This window comes from Labilibaculum manganireducens, from assembly GCF_963665805.2.
GTDB lineage: Bacteria > Bacteroidota > Bacteroidia > Bacteroidales > Marinifilaceae > Labilibaculum > Labilibaculum manganireducens.
Window position 1 is genome coordinate 1,956,633 of the sequence record NZ_CAXXEE010000003.1, and the last position, 18,805, is coordinate 1,975,437.

Annotated in this window: 8 protein-coding genes; all 8 read left to right on the forward strand. The window is 37.4% G+C overall.

Annotated elements, in window-relative coordinates; translation table 11 throughout:
• Nucleotides 1–206: 206 nt before the first annotated feature.
• Entirely contained in the window at nucleotides 207–3,167 is a 2,961-nt protein-coding gene (locus tag ACHZAX_RS07485; protein ID WP_320018626.1) for a two-component regulator propeller domain-containing protein, read from the forward strand.
• A 206-nt stretch (nucleotides 3,168–3,373) separates the two neighbouring features.
• The gene (locus ACHZAX_RS07490; protein WP_320018627.1) at nucleotides 3,374–4,876 is read left to right on the forward strand and encodes a glycoside hydrolase family 30 protein; all 1,503 of its coding nucleotides are present in this window, start codon (nucleotides 3,374–3,376) and stop codon (nucleotides 4,874–4,876) included.
• A gap of 58 nt (nucleotides 4,877–4,934) precedes the next feature.
• Nucleotides 4,935–7,691: a carbohydrate-binding protein gene (locus tag ACHZAX_RS07495; RefSeq protein ID WP_320018628.1), complete on the forward strand. Its 2,757-nt coding sequence runs from the start codon at nucleotides 4,935–4,937 to the stop codon at nucleotides 7,689–7,691.
• A 203-nt stretch (nucleotides 7,692–7,894) separates the two neighbouring features.
• Nucleotides 7,895–11,023 (forward strand): SusC/RagA family TonB-linked outer membrane protein, encoded by a 3,129-nt coding sequence (locus ACHZAX_RS07500; RefSeq protein ID WP_320018629.1) that lies wholly within the window; start codon nucleotides 7,895–7,897, stop codon nucleotides 11,021–11,023.
• 19 nt (nucleotides 11,024–11,042) lie between these two features.
• Nucleotides 11,043–12,551, forward strand: a complete 1,509-nt coding sequence (locus ACHZAX_RS07505; protein WP_320018630.1) for a RagB/SusD family nutrient uptake outer membrane protein — start codon at nucleotides 11,043–11,045, stop codon at nucleotides 12,549–12,551.
• 195 nt (nucleotides 12,552–12,746) lie between these two features.
• Entirely contained in the window at nucleotides 12,747–13,613 is an 867-nt protein-coding gene (locus ACHZAX_RS07510) for a hypothetical protein (RefSeq protein ID WP_320018631.1), read from the forward strand.
• A 241-nt stretch (nucleotides 13,614–13,854) separates the two neighbouring features.
• Nucleotides 13,855–16,098: a glycoside hydrolase family 3 N-terminal domain-containing protein gene (locus ACHZAX_RS07515; RefSeq protein WP_320018632.1), complete on the forward strand. Its 2,244-nt coding sequence runs from the start codon at nucleotides 13,855–13,857 to the stop codon at nucleotides 16,096–16,098.
• Nucleotides 16,099–16,415: 317 nt separating this feature from the next.
• Entirely contained in the window at nucleotides 16,416–18,776 is a 2,361-nt protein-coding gene (locus ACHZAX_RS07520; protein ID WP_320018633.1) for a glycoside hydrolase family 3 C-terminal domain-containing protein, read from the forward strand.
• Nucleotides 18,777–18,805: the final 29 nt, after the last annotated feature.

The window sequence follows — 18,805 nt, forward strand, 5'->3', positions numbered from 1 at the left end:
TTCATTCATTTTGGTAAAGATCATCTCGTAAAAGGGATGATCTTTTAAATATCAACACATTACAGATCTAAATATTAAGATATTTGTTGTGAATTTCATTTTATTCTACCTTTTTCTAAAATAAAATATATTGAAAGTAATTGATATTTAGTCTGTTTTTAAAATATGTGAATTATTGTATATTTGAGAATTCATAGCACCTACCGATGATAAAAACTTTAAAGAACAAAAAGCTTTTTTTAAGCGCGTTGTTAATCTTATGCCTTAAATTTTCCTTTGCCCAATACAGTTTTAATAGGATCACAAAGGAACAAGGACTTCCTCATAACAATGTTGAATGCATTTTGCAAAGTGCCTCTGGATTTATGTGGTTTGGTACCCGGGATGGCTTTTGTCGTTTCGACGGCTACGAAGTAAAAGTTTATCGAAACACACAAGATACCAATTCTATTTCCGGAAATAGAATATTATCTGTTGCTGAAGATAAAGATGGATTTATTTGGGTGGGAACCTATCAAAATGGAGTTAATAGATTCAATCCAAAAACAAATCAATTCAAAAAATACGGCATCAGGAATGCTATAGGAAACCAGATTTACCGAATAAAAGTTTTAAAAGATGGGACGGTTATCATAGGCAGCAACAGTGGTCTTGCTTTATATGATAAAAGCACGGATTCATTTAAAGTATATTATCCTAACAGTGAGCCTCAAAGTATAAACTCTTACGTAGTAAGTGATATTTTGGAAACTCACGATGGACAGTTATTTATTGCAACTTTTGAAAAGGATATTCAGCGTCTGGATAGAAAAACCGGTAAGTTTTTTTCGATATCCTACAACAATTTAGAATTAAATTCAGGGAATTATCGAAAGCGTCTTCTTGAGGACAGAGAAGGTAATTTATGGATATCTGCTGACAAGCACGGTTTGTGCAAATACAACCGAAAATCGAAAGAATCAAAATTTTATTTTAAAAAAAATGGTCTGAGTTCTGAAGTTCTGACTGGAGATATGATTGTAAATTCGGATGGTAAAATCTGGATTGCTTCAGATGGAGGAGGAATTAACATATTGGATACTCGAAATGAAACATTTGATTATGTGAATTTCGATGACGAAGATGTTAATAGTTTGCCAAGTAATCAGGTATATACTTTATACAAGGACAATGCCAACAGAATTTGGGTAGGAACATACGATAAAGGTGTAGCATATTATGATCCTCTGGCGAAGAAATTTGCAAACGAACTTTTGCCTGATAATATTTGTTCTTTTTTTAAAGGAAAATCGGTGCTTGGCATTTTACAGGATAGTAAAGGAAATGTTTGGATAGGAACAGATGGATCGGGTTTACATGTTATCAGCAAAGAAAATAAATTAACTCATTTTTATTCTAAAATTTCAGATGAAACTAGTATATCGGGTAATGTTATCACTAGTTTGGCAGAGGATGTAAATGGCAATATACTGGTAGGTACTTACAACGCCGGCTTAAATATATATGATTATAAAACGAAATCTTTTAAGCATTTTCATCAGAATTCTCAAAACAATTTAAGTTTACACTCCGAAAATGTTTGGACCATTCTGGTGGATAGTCAGGGGAAAAATTGGCTGGGGCTTTTGGGCAATGGTGTTGATCTTTTTAATTCAGATACAGAGTCATTCAAAAATATAGGACCATCCTCCAGAGAATTGATTAAAATTGATCATTCCAATGTGATGTCTGTTATGGAAGATTCCGATGGAGATATATGGTTTGGTACCGAAGGCAACGGAATATATGTTTACGACAAGCAAGCTAATAATGTATTGAGAATTAGTACAAATTCAAATATTACTACCGAGGGTGTAATTAAAGATTTATTTCAAGATAAGTGGGGAAATATTTGGATTGGAACAGAAGGGAATGGCTTGTTTAAATACAATAAAAAAGAAAAGGAAGGCATTCAATATACATTGAAAAATGGTTTGCCATCAATGATTATTCTTGGTATACAGGAAGATGCAGCCGGTGGAATTTGGGTGACGACCTATGATGGAATTGCTGTGCTAAGTAAGGATTCGAAGGAATTTATGTCTTTTGATAAATCGGATGGCTTATCATCGAATGAGTTTAACGCTCAGGCTTTTATTAAATTACAAGATGGTACCTTTTTAACCGGATCAAAAAATGGGCTGGACATTTTCAATCCTTCTGAATTGTCCTTAAATCTTACGATTCCGAAAGTTTATTTTACGAAACTAAAAATCCAGAATCAGGAAGTTTTACCGGGTGATTCAATCAATCAGCAGGTTAAATTGCAAAATGATATCACACACACCAAAGAGATTGAGTTAACATATTCCGATAAGGTCTTCTCTATTGAATTTGCCGCCTTGAATTATACACATCCTAAAAAGTGTCAGTACAAATATAAATTGGAAGGGTTTGATGAAAACTGGTACGATTCCGATTCCGAACATCGCTTTGTATCTTATTCAAATTTAAAAAATGGAAATTATACATTTAAAGTTCAAGCTTCAAATAATGATAAAAAGTGGGGGGATAATATTGCAGAGCTTAGCATTCGTGTTCTTCCTCCTTTCTGGAAAACCAAATGGTTTATTTTCTTAGTTGTCGGCTTAATAATTGGTATAGCAGTGGCAGCTTATAATTATCGATTGCGTCTTTTAAAAATAAAATTCCTGCAGGAACAGGCTTTAAAGGAAAAAAGAATTACAGAACTTGAAAAGGAAAATATTGAATCGGAATTGGAAAAACTGACCTTTTACACAGTAAATAGAAACAGGGTACTGATCAATTATAAAAATCGGATGCTTGGTCTTGCGGCCAAAGCAATGCCTGCCGTAAAAAGTGGTTTGCAAATTGTAATTGATGAGATTGATAACGAAATCAACGATGATAAGGAGTGGAAATACCTTGAGCCCCGGTTGGATAAAATGTACAATGAATTTATAAGTAAGTTACGCAATGAATATCCGGATTTAACTTTGTCTGAGGTAAAGGTTGCTTCGTATGTAAGAATGAATCTTTCTTCAAAAGAGATTGCCGAATTTATGCATAAGACGACACGGGCGATTGAAAACGACCGCTATCGCCTTCGAAAAAAATTAGAACTCGATTCCAATGAGTCATTACAGAAATACTTAATGGATTTATAAGTTTTTCGTTTAGTTTGTCTTCATTTTTGGCATCAAATTAATGCAATTTATTGCTTTTGTAAGATTCAGTTTATAAGATATTTACGACTGTTAGAGTAGTTTTGAGTAGTGTCTGTAAACGTTTGAGGAGTATTTGAGAGGTATCAAACTCATGTTACCATATTGTGTGCATATATATTTGTTTCGAAAATCAAACAAACAGATAAATGACAAGCACAATATTGAAATATTTTTTATTTGCGGTTATTGGCACAGGCACTCTTAGTGCATGCAATTTAATTGCAGGACAAAGCAATCAACAGAAAGAATATGAAAATTTGCAGACGAATAGTCGAAGCAATAACAAGATAACTCTTGAAAAGGCAGTTCAATATACTACCGCAAAAGAAGGGGATTTAAGATTCTCAAAATCTGATGACCTGTTGGTTGGGGATTTTAATCAGCCGGAAGAACATTTTTCCACTCTTATACTAGATGCAAAAAAGCGTTTTCAAATTATTGAAGGTTTTGGTGGTGCACTTACTGATGCTGCAGCAGAAACTTTTTATAAACTTCCCAAAAACAAACAAAGCGAAATTTTAGAGGCTTATTTCGATCGTGAAAAGGGAATTGGCTATAGTTTGTGTCGTACTCATATCCATAGTTGTGATTTTTCAAGTGAAAGCTATTCTTATGCAGAAGTAGGCGGCGACACAACTTTAGATAATTTTTCCATAGAACACGACAATCAATATAAAATACCTTTCATCAAAGAAGCTTTGGCCAAATCAAGGAATGAAATGAAACTTTTCGCTTCACCCTGGAGTCCTCCTGCGTGGATGAAAACCAACAACAACATGTTGGAAGGAGGAAGTTTAAAACCGGAATATTTTCAGACTTGGGCTGATTATTTCGTTAAATTCTTTGATGCTTATAAAAAGCAGGGAATTGATTTCTGGGGGCTTACAGTTCAAAATGAGCCATTGGCAGTTCAGCGCTGGGAATCCTGCATTTTTACTGCAGAGGAAGAGAGAGATTTTGTAAAAAACTATCTGGGGCCAACTCTTGAAAATAGTTCAATGGGCGACAAGAAAATTATTATCTGGGATCACAACCGAGGATTAATGTACCAGCGTGCTCAAGTTGTTTTAGATGATCCTGAGGCTTCAAAATATATTTGGGGTACTGGTTTTCATTGGTATACCGGAGATCATTTTGAAAACGTGAAACTTGTATCCGAGGCATTTCCTGATAAGAAAATCATTTTCACAGAAGGTTGCGTTTTCCCGTTCGATTACAGTAAGCTGGGAGAATGGAGTTGGGGAGAAAGATATGGAGAGTCAATTATTCATGATCTTAATAATTCGGCTTCGGGCTGGGTGGATTGGAATGTTTTACTCGATGAAAACGGAGGTCCGAATCATGTTGCCAATTATTGTTACGCACCAATTATCGGAAATACAAAAACAGGTGAAATCACTTACATGAATTCCTATTACTATTTGGGGCATTTCTCAAAATACATCCGTCCAGGTGCACAGCGCATCATTTGTTCTTCGAATGATGACAATATTCTGGCAACAGCTTTTGTAAATGAAGACAATAGCATTGCTGTTGCAGCAATGAATCAAACCGATAAGCAACTTGAATTTAAAATATGGTTAGAAGGAAGAGGTACGCTGTCTGTTCTTCCAGCTCATTCAATTGCAACAATTGTTATTAACGAATAAGCACAAACCCATCAGGAATAAATCGATACCAATGAAACTGCTGCTAAATAGTAAAAATATGTTACGACGACTTGAATATCAATCAGAAAGAAAATACGGGAATGGTAAGATGAAGATTTTTCTCAATCTCTCCTTTTTTATATTGTTGTTCCTTAGTTTTTCCGCTCCTGCTTTTTCGCAGGGATTTGTACATGTTAATGGAACAAGCATTGTCGATGGAAATGGAAACAATTTAATAATCAGAAGCATTGGAACCGGGAATTGGATGATTCAGGAAGGTTACATGATGCAGTCTGCAGATGTAGCTGGCACTCAGCATGAATTCAGAAATAAATTAATTGAAACAGTAGGAGAGACCCGCACCAACGAATTTTATGATGTTTGGCTTTCAAATCATTTTAGAAAAATTGATGTTGACTCGATGTCTGCATGGGGATTTAATTGTATACGTGTTGCAATGCATTACAAATGGTTTACTCCTGCCATCGAAAATGAACCTGTACAAGGCGAAATTACATGGACCGACAAAGGTTTCGACATGATAGATAATTTACTTTCTTGGTGTGCCGATAATCAGATGTATTTGATTCTTGACCTACATGGAGCACCCGGAGGACAAGGAAAAGATGCTGCTATCTCTGATTACGATTCTTCGAAACCATCCTTATGGGAAAGTGATTTGAATAAAGACAAAACAGTTGCACTCTGGAAAAAAATTGCTGAAAGATACAGCAACGAGCCATGGATCGGCGGGTATGATCTAATTAATGAGATCAATTGGACATTTCCCGAGGGCAACAATTCGAAAATTCGCGATTTGTATGGCAAAATTACCGATGCAATTCGTGAAGTTGATAAAAATCACATTCTGTTTATTGAAGGGAATTCCTTTGCCAATGATTTTTCTGGTTTGACTCCTGCCTGGGATGATAACATGGTTTACAGTTTTCATAAATATTGGACATACAATGATGCAAATGCACTAAAATGGATAACAGATTTTAGAGAAGAGCAAAATCGTCCGGTTTGGTTGGGTGAAACAGGAGAAAACTCGAATACATGGTTCACAAATTTGGCGGCATTAGCAGAAAGCAACAATGTGGGATGGTCGTGGTGGCCGGTGAAAAAATCAGGCATTAATAACATACTAAAGGTTGAAACGAATGCTGATTATTTACAAATGATTGAGATGTGGAAAGGCAATGGTACAATGACTTCGGATGAAGCATTTAGTGCGGTTATGACCTTTGCCAACAATCACAAATTTGAAAATTGTACGATCCAGTACGATGTAATTGATGCCCTTATTCGTCAGCCTCACACAACAGAAACAAGACCATTTAAAACACATACAACAAGTCAGAAAATATTTGCCGTCGATTATGATTTGGGCAGAAACAACTATGCTTACTTCGATACAGATACTGCAAATTATCATCTAAATACCGGTGAATATAAGGCATGGAATCAGGGTTGGGAATATCGCAATGACGGTGTGGATATTGAGAAGTGCAGCGATACGGAAACCAATGGTTACAATGTTGGTTTTGTGAAAAAAGGTGAGTGGTTACAGTATACCGTTAATTCGGAAGCTAATGCAGCCTATAAATTAGAAATCAGAACAGCTGGTACCGGGAAAGCTTCTATGCACATTGAAGCAAACGGTCAGATAGTTTCCGAAACGTTTGAACTTCCTTCTACCGGTAGCTGGACCAGCTATATAACCAGCACAATAAATAACATTATTCTGCCAAAAGGCATGGTTAAAATTAAACTTGTGTTTGATGGCGGTGAGCTGAATGTAAACCACTTTTCATTGATTGAACCAGTCGAAATAAGCGCTGTTCCTTTTAAGCTGTTAAAAGCCGGTTCTGCAAAAATCGATAATGAAATATTTCTTGATTTAAATCAGCCAATTACATCGGTTGAAAACGATATTAATATCAATGAATTTGAATTAAAGGTTGATGGAGAATCAGTTTCCATTTCAGATTTTATTTTGGATACGAATAACAGCCGGAAGATGATTCTAATGACTGAGAAGGATTTGTTTTATAATCAGGAAATCAAACTTTCCTATACAGGAAACAGTGTAAAATCAGGTTCTAAAGAACTGGAGTCTTTTGCAAATGTAATTGTCGAAAATAATTTCAACAGGCATTTTGAAATTCCTGGAAAAATTGAAGCGGAAAATTTCATGACCAATAGTGGCTTTGAGTTGGAAGATTGCACAGACACAGGAAAAGGGAAAAACACTTCGTATGCTTCGGATGGTGATTATTTGGAATATCTGCTGTATGTGCCGGCAGCGGGAACTTTCACAATGAATTTAAGGATTGCAACAGCAAAAAATGCAAAAATTCTTGTTTTGAACTCCGTGAACGGAGAAATGGTTTCCAATGAATCTGTTTCTTTTGGAAGTACCAATGGATGGCAATCCTGGCAAACAAAATCCATAACAATAGATCTCCCGAAAGGCAAAACAGTTTTACGCTTATTGTCTGAATCAGGAGAACACAATCTGAATTGGATTTCTTTTGATGACGGCACTGTTACAGGAATTGAGAATCCAATTCATGAGTCGAAATTTGAAGTATTTCCCAATCCGACATCCAACTTTTTAAATATCAATTTTGAATCCTCTTCCAGCAGACAAATTAGTCTTTTTACAATGGGCGGAATGCAGTTGTTTTCTCAGTTGAGTTCTGAAAAAAATCATTCGATTAATGTAAATAGATATGCGACAGGTACATATCTGCTTACAGTTTCAGGTGAAGACATGAACAAAACCGTGAAGGTTCTGATTGTTAAATAAGAGTTTTCCTTCAATAGTAATATAGATTCCAATGGCACGAGGGAAACTATTCTCTTACTGTTATTGTTTCGGATATAGCTGGAAATCAGCAGGAAAAATATATTGGGTTTGCAACTATCCGAATATAATTACGGTGGATCCGGAAGCTAACAGACAGATCCATTTATTGAAAATAATTAACTAATCATCTTAACTAATTATCTATGAAAAAAACAGTCTTGTTTTTAGTTTTGGCATTATTTTGCTTGCAATCCTTTGCACAAAAGCATGCCGTAACAGGTATAGTGGCCTCAGCAGAGGATGGTATACCATTGCCGTTTGCCTCGGTAGTAATTAAAGGTACTACAATCGGTACTACTACCGATATGAATGGAAAATATCAGATTGAGATCTCAAATGATGGGATACTGGTATTTTCGCTAATCGGTTTTAGCTCACAGGAAATTGTGGTGGGGAACAATTCAGAAATGAATGTGATTTTAAATGTGGAAACAACAGGACTTGACGAAGTTATTGTTGTTGGTTACGGAGTGCAGAAAAAGAGTGTTTTAACTGCTTCAATTGCGAAAGTTTCAGCAGATGATTTAGGAAATATTGCACCCGTTCGTATCGATAATGCTCTGAAAGGATTGGCCTCAGGAGTAACCGTTACATCATCTTCCGGACAGCCGGGAGCTTCTTCGCAGGTACGAATTCGTGGTATTGGTACGATTAATAATAGTGATCCATTATATATTGTTGATGGTATGCCAATTGATGGAGGAATAGATTATTTAAATCCAAGTGACATTCAGTCTGTTGAAGTTCTAAAGGATGCTGCATCAGGAGCAGTATATGGTGCCCGTGCTGCTAATGGAGTTATTCTGATAACTACAAAAAGCGGAGGTAAAGGCAAAATATCTGTCAAATATGATTTCTCACGAGGTTGGCAAAGCAAATGGAATAAAAGGGATGTGTTAAATGCCCAACAATATGCTTTACTGATAAATGAAGGTTTAGTTAATTCAGGTGAAACTGCAAGATATGATAATCCTTATGCATTGGGTAGGGGTACAGATTGGCAGGATATGGTTTTTTACGACAATGCCCCTGTTGAAAACCATCAATTGAGTGTTAGCGGTGGATCCGATAAAGTTCTATATTATTTCTCTGCAGGTTATTATAAGCAGGATGGAATCGTTGGTGGAAATTTTGACCGTTCTAATTATGAGAGAATCTCACTAAGGTCAAATACAACATACCATCTTTTGGATAATATGAACCGTAATTTTTTAAACAAATTAACAGTTGGAATTAATGTTGCCTATTCAAGAATAAACTCTAAAGGTATTGGAACAAACTCGGAGTATGGTTCAGCACTTGGAGGTGCAATCTCATTCTCACCATTGTTAGGTTTGTATGAAGAGGATCAGGCCGCGGCTGCAGCACTCCATCCAACGGCGGTTCGTGACCCAAAGAATGGGTTAATTTATACAATCGCTGGTGATGACTATAACGAAATCACTAATCCGGTCGCTCAGCTGGCTTTACCTGGAGAAGAGAATAACTCGGACAAGTTAGTGTCGTCATTTTGGGGTGAATTAACGATCTGGGACAATTTAAAGATTAAATCTTCATTTGGAACTGATCTGGCATTTTGGGGTAATGATGGTTGGACACCTGAATATTATTTAGGTAAATCTGCTTATTCTGATTATTCAAAAGTTTGGTCGAGTATGAATCGTGGATTTACCTGGCAGGTGGAAAATATCTTATCATACGAAAAGAGTATTGCCGACAAGCATAATTTTAACGTAATGTTAGGGCAATCAGCTAAAAAAACAACAGGTCGTGGTTTAGGCGGAAGTAATAAATTTATGGTTGAAGAAAATGGAGACAAAGCCAATATTGATTTTACTACCGGAACAGCTGCAAATGGAGACCAAACAGTTGGAGGAGGAGCTTGGAGCCCGCATACTTTAGCGTCAATGTTTGCCCGGTTAAGCTATAACTTTTCAGAGAGATACATGTTTCAGGCCACTATTCGCAGAGATGGTTCATCTAATTTTGGTCCGGGAAAAAAATATGGTGTGTTCTCCTCAATTTCATTGGGATGGAATATTACAAATGAAGCATTTATGGAATCGCGTCCAGAGTGGTTAACTTCTTCTAAACTGAGAGCTTCATGGGGTAAAAACGGGAATGAAAATATCGGGGCTTTTGGTTATACCGCCCTTACTTCAACAGGTAATAATTATGCTTTTGGACCAGGGAATGGAACATTAGTAAATGGAACAAAAGCATCTGGGCTGGCTAATACTTCGTTAGCATGGGAAGAATCGGAACAAACCGATATAGGACTTGATTTAGTATTCTTAAATAGTGCATTGACATTTACAGTTGATTACTATGAGAAGAAAACCAATGGAATGTTGATGACGATGTCGATTCCTTCTTATGTGGGAGAATCAAAACCAACAGGTAATGTTGGAGATATGAAAAACTGGGGTATTGAATTTGATTTAGGCTATAGATTCAAGCTTGGCGATTTCAACTTTAGCATTAGAGGAAACGCTTCTTATCTTGAAAACGAATTGGTTAATCTGGGAAATGCAGATGGTTTTGCCAATTACGATAGCTATGCTAATGTAGGAACTATTTCGAGAGCCCAAAATGGGTTGCCATTCCCCTATTTTTATGGATATAAAACAGATGGTATTTTCCAAAATTATGCAGAAATTAATTCACATGTGAATAATGAAGGTGGCTTGATCCAAGCGAACGCAGTTCCTGGAGATGTGAGGTTTGTAGATTTGAATGGAGATGGCTCTATTGGAGATGATGACCGTACAATGATTGGAAAGGGTATGCCTGACTGGACATACGGCATAAACTTTGGAATTGATTTTAAAGGCTTTGATTTTAGTATGATGCTGCAGGGGACTGTTGGTAACGATATTTATGATGCTACCCGACGTACAGACTTGCGTTATATTAATTTGCCTGCCTATATGTTAGATCGTTGGATAGGAGAAGGAACTTCCAATACAATTCCGCGGTTTTCATTTTCAGACAATAACGGCAACTGGTTATCATCTGATCTCTATGTTAAAGATGGCGATTATATGCGCATTAAAAATGTAACATTAGGTTACACTCTACCCAAAAATATTGTCAATAAGGCATTTGTAAATAGTTTGCGCTTTTATGTTGCAGCAGAGAATCTTTTCACTTTCACAAAATACGACGGTTTTGATCCTGAAATTTCTTCAGGAGGTACTTCTCTTGGTATTGATCGCGGAATATATCCTCAGGCAAGAACATATACAGTTGGTTTAAACCTGTCTTTTTAACGATTAAAAACTTAAAGTAATGAAGAATAAATATATTTTAATTTGCAGCTTATTTTTTATCCTTTTGGGTTCTTGTAAAGAGGAGTTCCTTGAAGTAGATTCGGCAAGCAGCGTATTGATAGATGATTATTATACAACTGAGGATCGTATATTTGAAGCACTTGTTGCTGCTTATGATCCATTATCCTGGACAGATTATGCCTGGGGACAATATACTCAGCTTAACTTAGTGTCAGATGTAATGTCAGATGATGTGTATGTTGGAGGAAATGATCAGGGTGACTTGCCTTTTCTGCATAAGATGTTCAATTACGAAGCGACACCGGAAATTGTTTGCAGCGATTTATGGACCACTTTTTATTCAGGAGTAAAGCGTGCTAACGCTGTTTTGGAATATATGGATGATGTACAGGATATTTCTGAATCAAACAAAGCACTTTACATTGCTGAAGCTAAGGCATTAAGGGCTTACTATTATATGTGGTTATGGAAACTTTGGGGTAATATTCCATATTATGAAACTAATCTCGATTTTCCTTATACAACAACTCAGCTAACTGCCGATGAAGTTTATGAAGGTATAATCACAACATTAGAAGATGTGATTGCCAATGGTGGATTATCAATAAAAACTACTTCTGAAAATACAGGACGAGTGTCCTTGGCTATGGCTTACATGGTATATACTGAAGTGGTGATGTATCAGAATGATGAAAGCCGCTATTCAACAGCCTTGGCTTACATGAATGAAATTATTGCAAGTCACCAGTATATCTTGAATGATGATTTTGCAGGAATTTGGGAAGAAAGTGGAGAATGGACTAAGGAATCTATATTTGAAGTGAACTATTTTAGTGTTAATGGAGGAAAAGATTGGGGCAGTGCCATCGGCGATGGGGGTACTGTTTATCCTAAATTGATTGGTATTAATAGTTTATCAGGAAGTGATGATTTTGATGGAGGTTGGGGATTTGAACCTGTCCGTCAGGAAGCATATGATTTGTACGAGGATAATGACCAACGTAAAAATGGTGGAATTTTAAATTTTGCAACTTATGCAGCCCAAACCGGAGCTACTTACGAAGGACGTTATCAGGACACAGGAAACTTTTTGAAAAAATACCTTCCAAGAGCTAACGGAAATGCCGGTTATGCAGGTTCTGCGGATATGAATTACAACAATAACCTTAGGGTTTATCGATATGCTGAAACACTACTTAACGCCGCTGAATTGTTAGCACGTGGGGTATCAGGAACAGGAAGTGCTCAAACTTATTTAGATGAAGTCCGGGATAGGGCAGGTGTAGGTAGTATTACTGCTACTGTTGATAATATTATTAAGGAACGTCATCTTGAGTTTGTGGGCGAAGGTAAGCGCTATTGGGATTTGGTTCGTACCGGAATGGCTGCAACAGTACTTGCTCCAAACCAGTACAGAAAAAACACCTGGACAGAGAATAAAAAACATCTGCCTATTCCGCAGGCCGAGATGGATTCAGATAGCGGTTTAACTCAAAATCCTTATTAAAAATCAAATCATAATCATATGAAACGTCCATGTATAAAGCTTTCTACACACAGGGAGATGATTATATGGTAAGTTCCATATGGCAAATGAAAACAAATTATAATCATATGAAACACCCATTCAAAACGATTCACATACAGGAAGATGCTTGCAATTTGGGTGTTCCATGTGACATATAAATCAAATCATAAACACATGAAACGTATTGAAATAATATATATAGGATTATTCGTCTTGTTGACTTCTTTAGGAATGGTTTCCTGTACTCAGGATACTTACGACGATCAAGAACATGTAACAGAACAAATGATAGATGTAAGATTTTCAGTGGATGAAATTTCTGCAAACAGATATCAAATTACGACCAATAGTAACAAATATGTTATTAGTAATTATTGGGATCTAGGAGATGGAACAGGTTTTTCTACTGGCGGTAATTCATTTGAATTGTTCTTACCAGATGCAGGAGAATATGAAATAAAGCATAAGGTAATTGCAGCAGGTGGAATTTTTAGCAGCGAAGCATCAAGCATAGTGAATGTTGAAACTTCAGATCCAATTTCTGGAAATTTAATCAGAGGAGGTAAGTTTTCTTCTGAAGATGATATAGCAGAATGGACAATTGGTGGCACGGGTGCAGGTAACGGTACATGGAATTTTAATGACGGTAAAGCTAATTTAACAACGCCCAGCTGGGGAGGTGATGGAATTTACCAAGCCATCCAGGTAGAAGAAGGGCGTAGTTATCAAATCGATATGTATATCAGTTCTGCTACAGGCTGTTCCGATACATGGTTCGAAGTGTATTGTGGTTATAGTGATCCGGAAACAGTATCCGGCGATTACAATGAAGGAGAAAAATTATTGAGCATAAATACGTGGGATGGAAGTGGAACAACTCCATTTGCAGGGAAATTTACCAATGTAGGAAGTTCAACCGAAACCAATGGAGTCTTTACCGCTGCTGCTGCAGGAACAGTATATCTTGTTATAAGAGGTGGCGGTGGCGATATGAAGGAAGGAATTTCTATCGATAATGTGGAAATTCGTTCAGTTCAATAACACCTCTGCTAGATTTGGGCTATATACTCATGGATTTAAATCTGAAAAAGTTCATTATTATAAATTAGATTAGTTTTGGGGCGTTGCACTCGGAAGGCATTGGAATTCTTTGTGCAGCGCCCCTTTTTTAAGTTTGCCGTTGAAGGGACTGAGAAAGAAACTCTGGGCTAAACTAATTCAATTTTCACACAGGTGAAAGTTGATTCCGTTTGGGTTTTCAAGAACGATTAAAAATGAAAAAATGGTAAATAGATTTTACGTATTAGGGATATGTCTTTGCCTTTTACAGTCTTGTGTATCTTCTTTATCTAAGAATGATCAGAAGATTGAGAAACTTTTGTCGCAAATGACAATTGATGAAAAAATAGGACAGATGTGTCAGATCAATGGCTTTTCCGGACAAATTCCGGATAAGATAAAAGAAGAAATAAAGGCTGGAAATGTTGGCTCTATTTTGAACGAAGTTGACGTAAAAACAGTAAATGAAATTCAAAAAACAGCAATTGAAGAAAGTCGGTTGGGTATTCCTTTGTTAATAGGCAGAGATGTTGTACATGGTTTTAAAACCATATTCCCAATTCCTTTGGGACAAGCAGCTACCTGGAATCCTGAAATTGTAAAAAAAGGAGCAGGCATTGCAGCACAAGAGGCTTATTTAGCTGGTGTTAACTGGACATTTGCACCCATGATTGATATTGCCCGGGATTCACGATGGGGGAGAATTGCAGAAAGTTTTGGAGAAGACCCATACTTGGTCTCAAAAATGGCTGTTGCCTCTACCGAAGGTTTTCAGGGTACCAATGGTTCTTTTTTTTCAAATGGTAAAATAGCCGCTTGCGCAAAACACTTTGCCGGCTATGGTGCAGCAGAAGGAGGCCGGGATTATAACACAACACTTATTCCTGAAGGAGAATTGTGGGATATTTATTTTAAATCATTCAAAGCAGCCAAGGATGCCGGTATCAGAACTTTTATGACAGGATTCAATGATTTGAATGGCGTTCCGGCTTCGGGAAATCAATTCTTGTTTCGTAAGGTTTTAAGAGAGGAGTGGCAATTTGATGGAATGGTGGTCAGCGACTGGGCATCTATTCATGAATTGATCAGTCATGGTTTTTCTTCTGATGAAAAAGATGCAGCAAGAAAAGCTTTGATAGCAGGCGTTGATATGGAAATGGCTTCCACCTGTTACAAAAATCATATTAAGGAACTTTTGGATGAGGGGCTTATAAATATAGATTTAGTTGATGATGCAGTAAGAAATATACTGCGAATCAAAATTGAACTTGGATTATTTGAAAATCCATATGTAGATGAAAACGGACAGGGCGAAATTGGAGAAAAAGACATAGAGAAAGCTGCTCTGGAAGCGGCGGAACAGAGCATCGTTCTTTTAAAGAATAAAAATAAACTGTTGCCTCTTTCAACAAAAATAAATTCAGTTGCAGTTATTGGCCCAATGGCTCATGAAAAATACGAGCAATTGGGAACATGGAGCTTCGATGCCGACAGCTTGTTATCAATTACGCCACTCGAAGGAATTAGAAATTTGCTGGGAAATGCGAAGGTGAATTTTGCAAAAGGATTAAAATACACACGAGACAAAAATTCAGATGGTTTCAAACAGGCAATAAAGGCTGCAAAATCGTCTGATGTAGTTGTTTTATGCGTGGGCGAGGAAGCAATATTATCAGGAGAGGCTCATTGCCGGGCCAGACTTGATCTTCCCGGAATTCAAAAAGAACTGATACAGGAAATATCGGAAACAGGCAAACCAATCGTTCTGATTGTAATGGCAGGAAGAGCATTGAGTATAGGAGATGTATTCGAAAATGCAGATGCAGTGCTGTATGCATGGCATCCGGGAACTATGGGAGGAGCAGCATTGGCAAATATTTTGTTTGGAAAAGTATCACCTTCAGGCAAACTGCCAATTACATTTCCAAAATCGGTTGGACAGATTCCCATGCACTACAATCATAAAAACAGCGGACGACCTGTTGATCCCAATAACTGGCCTTCAATTGATAAGATACCAGTAAAGGCTTATCAAACTTCATTGGGAAATACTTCTCATTATATGGATGACGGTTTTGAACCTTTATATCCATTTGGTTTTGGATTATCATATACTGATTTTGAATATTCAGACTTACGAATTGAAACACCGGTAATTGCAGGTACAGCAGAGTTGAAAGTATCCGTTTTGTTAAGCAACAAAGGCGAATGTACTGCCGAAGAAGTTGTACAGGTTTACATTCGTGATCTGGTTGGAGATGTTACCAGACCGGTAAGAGAACTAAAAGCTTTCGATCGGGTGAAACTGAAGGCAGGAGAAGCAAAGAGAGTGAATTTCACAATTCCGGCAAGCGAATTGTCATTTCATAATCAGCAAATGAAGAATGTAGTTGAGCCTGGAAAATTTATGCTTTGGATTGGAGGAGATTCCAATGCTGATTTGGGTGCTGAGTTTGCAGTGAAATAGAAACTGTTTTAATATTTATAGCACAACTATATCCTTGTAATACCAGTTTAATTTCAAAATCCTGTTTAAAATATCAGCTTGTCATGCTCTGACTATATACAAGCCGTTCTGGTCAGGGTATCACTTGATTCTATAAGCACTATTTTATAAGATCAATTTTGATGTTAATTTGATACAATTGGCAAGTTTAAAATCTGTTTTTTCGTATCAAATGATTTTTAAATCAATCTTTTATGTTGATTGATTAAGCCGGATTTTAAATGTGGATAATGGTAATTATTTGTACCTTAAACCCTGTAATTTGTAATTAATAAAACATGAAAAATTTACTATTGTTTTCCATCCTGATACTATCAAATATGGTATTGAAAGCACAGACTAAAAAATCAGACCTGGATGTCAATGACAAGATTAACCAACTGGTTTCGAAATTAACTTTAGAGGAGAAAGCAGCCCTTTGCTCTGGTCGCGATGACTGGAGCACACAGCCGATTGAACGCTTGAATATCCCATGGATTTGGGTCGCAGATGGCCCCCATGGCCTGCGTCGCGCACCAGCAACCAATAAGGCTGGTTACGGCGATCAGTTGCCGGCTACCTGCTTTCCAACTGCATCGGCACTTTCTGCAACATGGAATTTAGATATGGTCAATAAAGTTGGACAAGCCATAGGTGAAGAATGTCAGGCGCAAAATGTGAATGTAATTCTGGGGCCGGGTGTCAACATCAAACGATCAGTTTTGGGCGGAAGAAATTTTGAGTTCTTTTCTGAAGATCCAATTTTATCAGGCGAACTGGGAGCGGCCTACATCAACGGAGTTCAAAGCCAGGGCGTGGGAACATCATTAAAACATTATACTGCCAACAATGTCGAAACCATGCGCATGTACAACAACTCCAATATGGATAATCGTACCCTGCACGAAATCTACCTCACTCCATTCGAAATAGCGGTTAAAAAAGCACAGCCATGGACAATTATGGCCTGTTACAATCGGGTTCAGGGTGTTTACGGCACTCAAAGTCCGTATTTGTTAACCGATATGCTTAAAAAGGAATGGGGATTTAAAGGCATTGTTATCTCAGACTGGTTTGCAGTGGTTAACCGGGTTGAAGCAATGAAAGCAGGCATGCACATCGAAATGCCCGGAGTCAGTGGTGTAAATGATTCCCTTGTAGTGGAAGCAGTTAAAAACGGAGATTTGAATATTGCCGTTGTTGATCAATTGGTAAAAGAGATCCTGACAATTGTGTTTAAAGCAAAAGCTCTCGAAAAAGAAGGTGCTGAACTCAATGCTGAAAAGCATCACGCTTATGCACGGCAGGTTGCATCAGAAGCCATAACACTTTTGAAGAACAAAAATCAGATATTACCAGTAACAAAAGAGAAGTACAAGCGTGTGGCTATTATTGGAGAATTTGCCGCAGCTCCCCGTTATCAGGGAAACGGAAGTTCTGAAGTAAAACCTACCCGGCTTGATAAAGCGCTTGACATCATCACAAAAGAATATGGCAAGGATATAAAAGTAAGCTATGCGCAAGGCTATAAATTATCTGACGATAATGATACATCGCTAATAGATGAAGCCAAAAAAGCAGCTGCCAATGCCGATATAGCTTTGGTATTTGCAGGTTTACCATTGCAGTACGAATCGGAAGGAATTGACCGGACCCATATTAATATGCCGGTATCTCACAATAAACTTATTAGTGAGATTGCGAAAGTTCAGAAAAACACGGTTGCCGTACTTACCAACGGAAGCGCAGTTACCATGCCTTGGATAAATGAAGTGGATGGTATTTTGGAAACCTGGCTGGGCGGACAAGCCGGAGCTGGTGCTGTTGCCGATGTTTTGTTTGGGAAAATAAATCCATCAGGCAAACTGGCCGAAACATTTCCTGTGAAATTAGAAGACACTCCTTCATTTTTAAATTTTCCGGGAGAGCAAGGCGAAGTCCTTTACGGCGAGCGCATTTTTGTTGGCTATCGTTACTACGACGAAAAGAAAATTGAACCTCTGTTTCCTTTTGGATTTGGATTGTCTTATACAACTTTTGAATACAGTAATCTTAAACTATCTGCAAAAAACACGACCGATAAAGAAGGAGTAACAGCGACCTTAACTGTTAAAAACACAGGTGATGTAAAAGGGAAAGAAGTTGTGCAATTGTATGTTACCGATAATGAATGTACACTATTGCGCCCTAAAAAAGAGTTGAAGAAGTTCGCGAAAATTGACTTAGAGCCGGGAGAAGAAAAAGAAGTGACTTTTAAATTGGAAGCTCGGGATTTTTCCTATTACGATGGAAAAAGAGAGATGTGGATTGCTGAAAGCGGCGAATTTACAATTTCTGCAGCAGCATCATCACGCGATATCAGATTATCTGAAGTTGTTGCCCTGCAATCAACGCAGCAAGTACCTTTGGCTTTCGACGAGTACACATTTTTTAGCGAATACTGGAAAAACAAGCAAACCCGTGCATTGCTGATGGAATTAGTTCCAAATTGGATCAAAAGATTCACAGCAGAAGGAAAATCGGGTTATAATGCAGATTTCCCTGGCTTCATGGTCGATCATCCAATGATAAAATATCCTTACATAACCAATGGCGAAATATCCCATGCTCAGGTAATGGAATTGGTTGAGAAATGTAAGAGTTTCACTTACAATCCATAATAACGATCACAACTATTTAGATTAGAAGA

What these genes read in the sequence shown, in the direction of transcription:
- ACHZAX_RS07485 (WP_320018626.1), top strand. Translation starts at nt 207, where the DNA reads ATGATAAAAACTTTAAAGAACAAAAAGCTTTTTTTAAGCGCGTTGTTA.
- ACHZAX_RS07490 (WP_320018627.1), top strand. Translation starts at nt 3,374, where the DNA reads ATGACAAGCACAATATTGAAATATTTTTTATTTGCGGTTATTGGCACA.
- ACHZAX_RS07495 (WP_320018628.1), top strand. Translation starts at nt 4,935, where the DNA reads ATGTTACGACGACTTGAATATCAATCAGAAAGAAAATACGGGAATGGT.
- ACHZAX_RS07500 (WP_320018629.1), top strand. Translation starts at nt 7,895, where the DNA reads ATGAAAAAAACAGTCTTGTTTTTAGTTTTGGCATTATTTTGCTTGCAA.
- ACHZAX_RS07505 (WP_320018630.1), top strand. Translation starts at nt 11,043, where the DNA reads ATGAAGAATAAATATATTTTAATTTGCAGCTTATTTTTTATCCTTTTG.
- ACHZAX_RS07510 (WP_320018631.1), top strand. Translation starts at nt 12,747, where the DNA reads ATGAAACGTATTGAAATAATATATATAGGATTATTCGTCTTGTTGACT.
- ACHZAX_RS07515 (WP_320018632.1), top strand. Translation starts at nt 13,855, where the DNA reads ATGGTAAATAGATTTTACGTATTAGGGATATGTCTTTGCCTTTTACAG.
- ACHZAX_RS07520 (WP_320018633.1), top strand. Translation starts at nt 16,416, where the DNA reads ATGAAAAATTTACTATTGTTTTCCATCCTGATACTATCAAATATGGTA.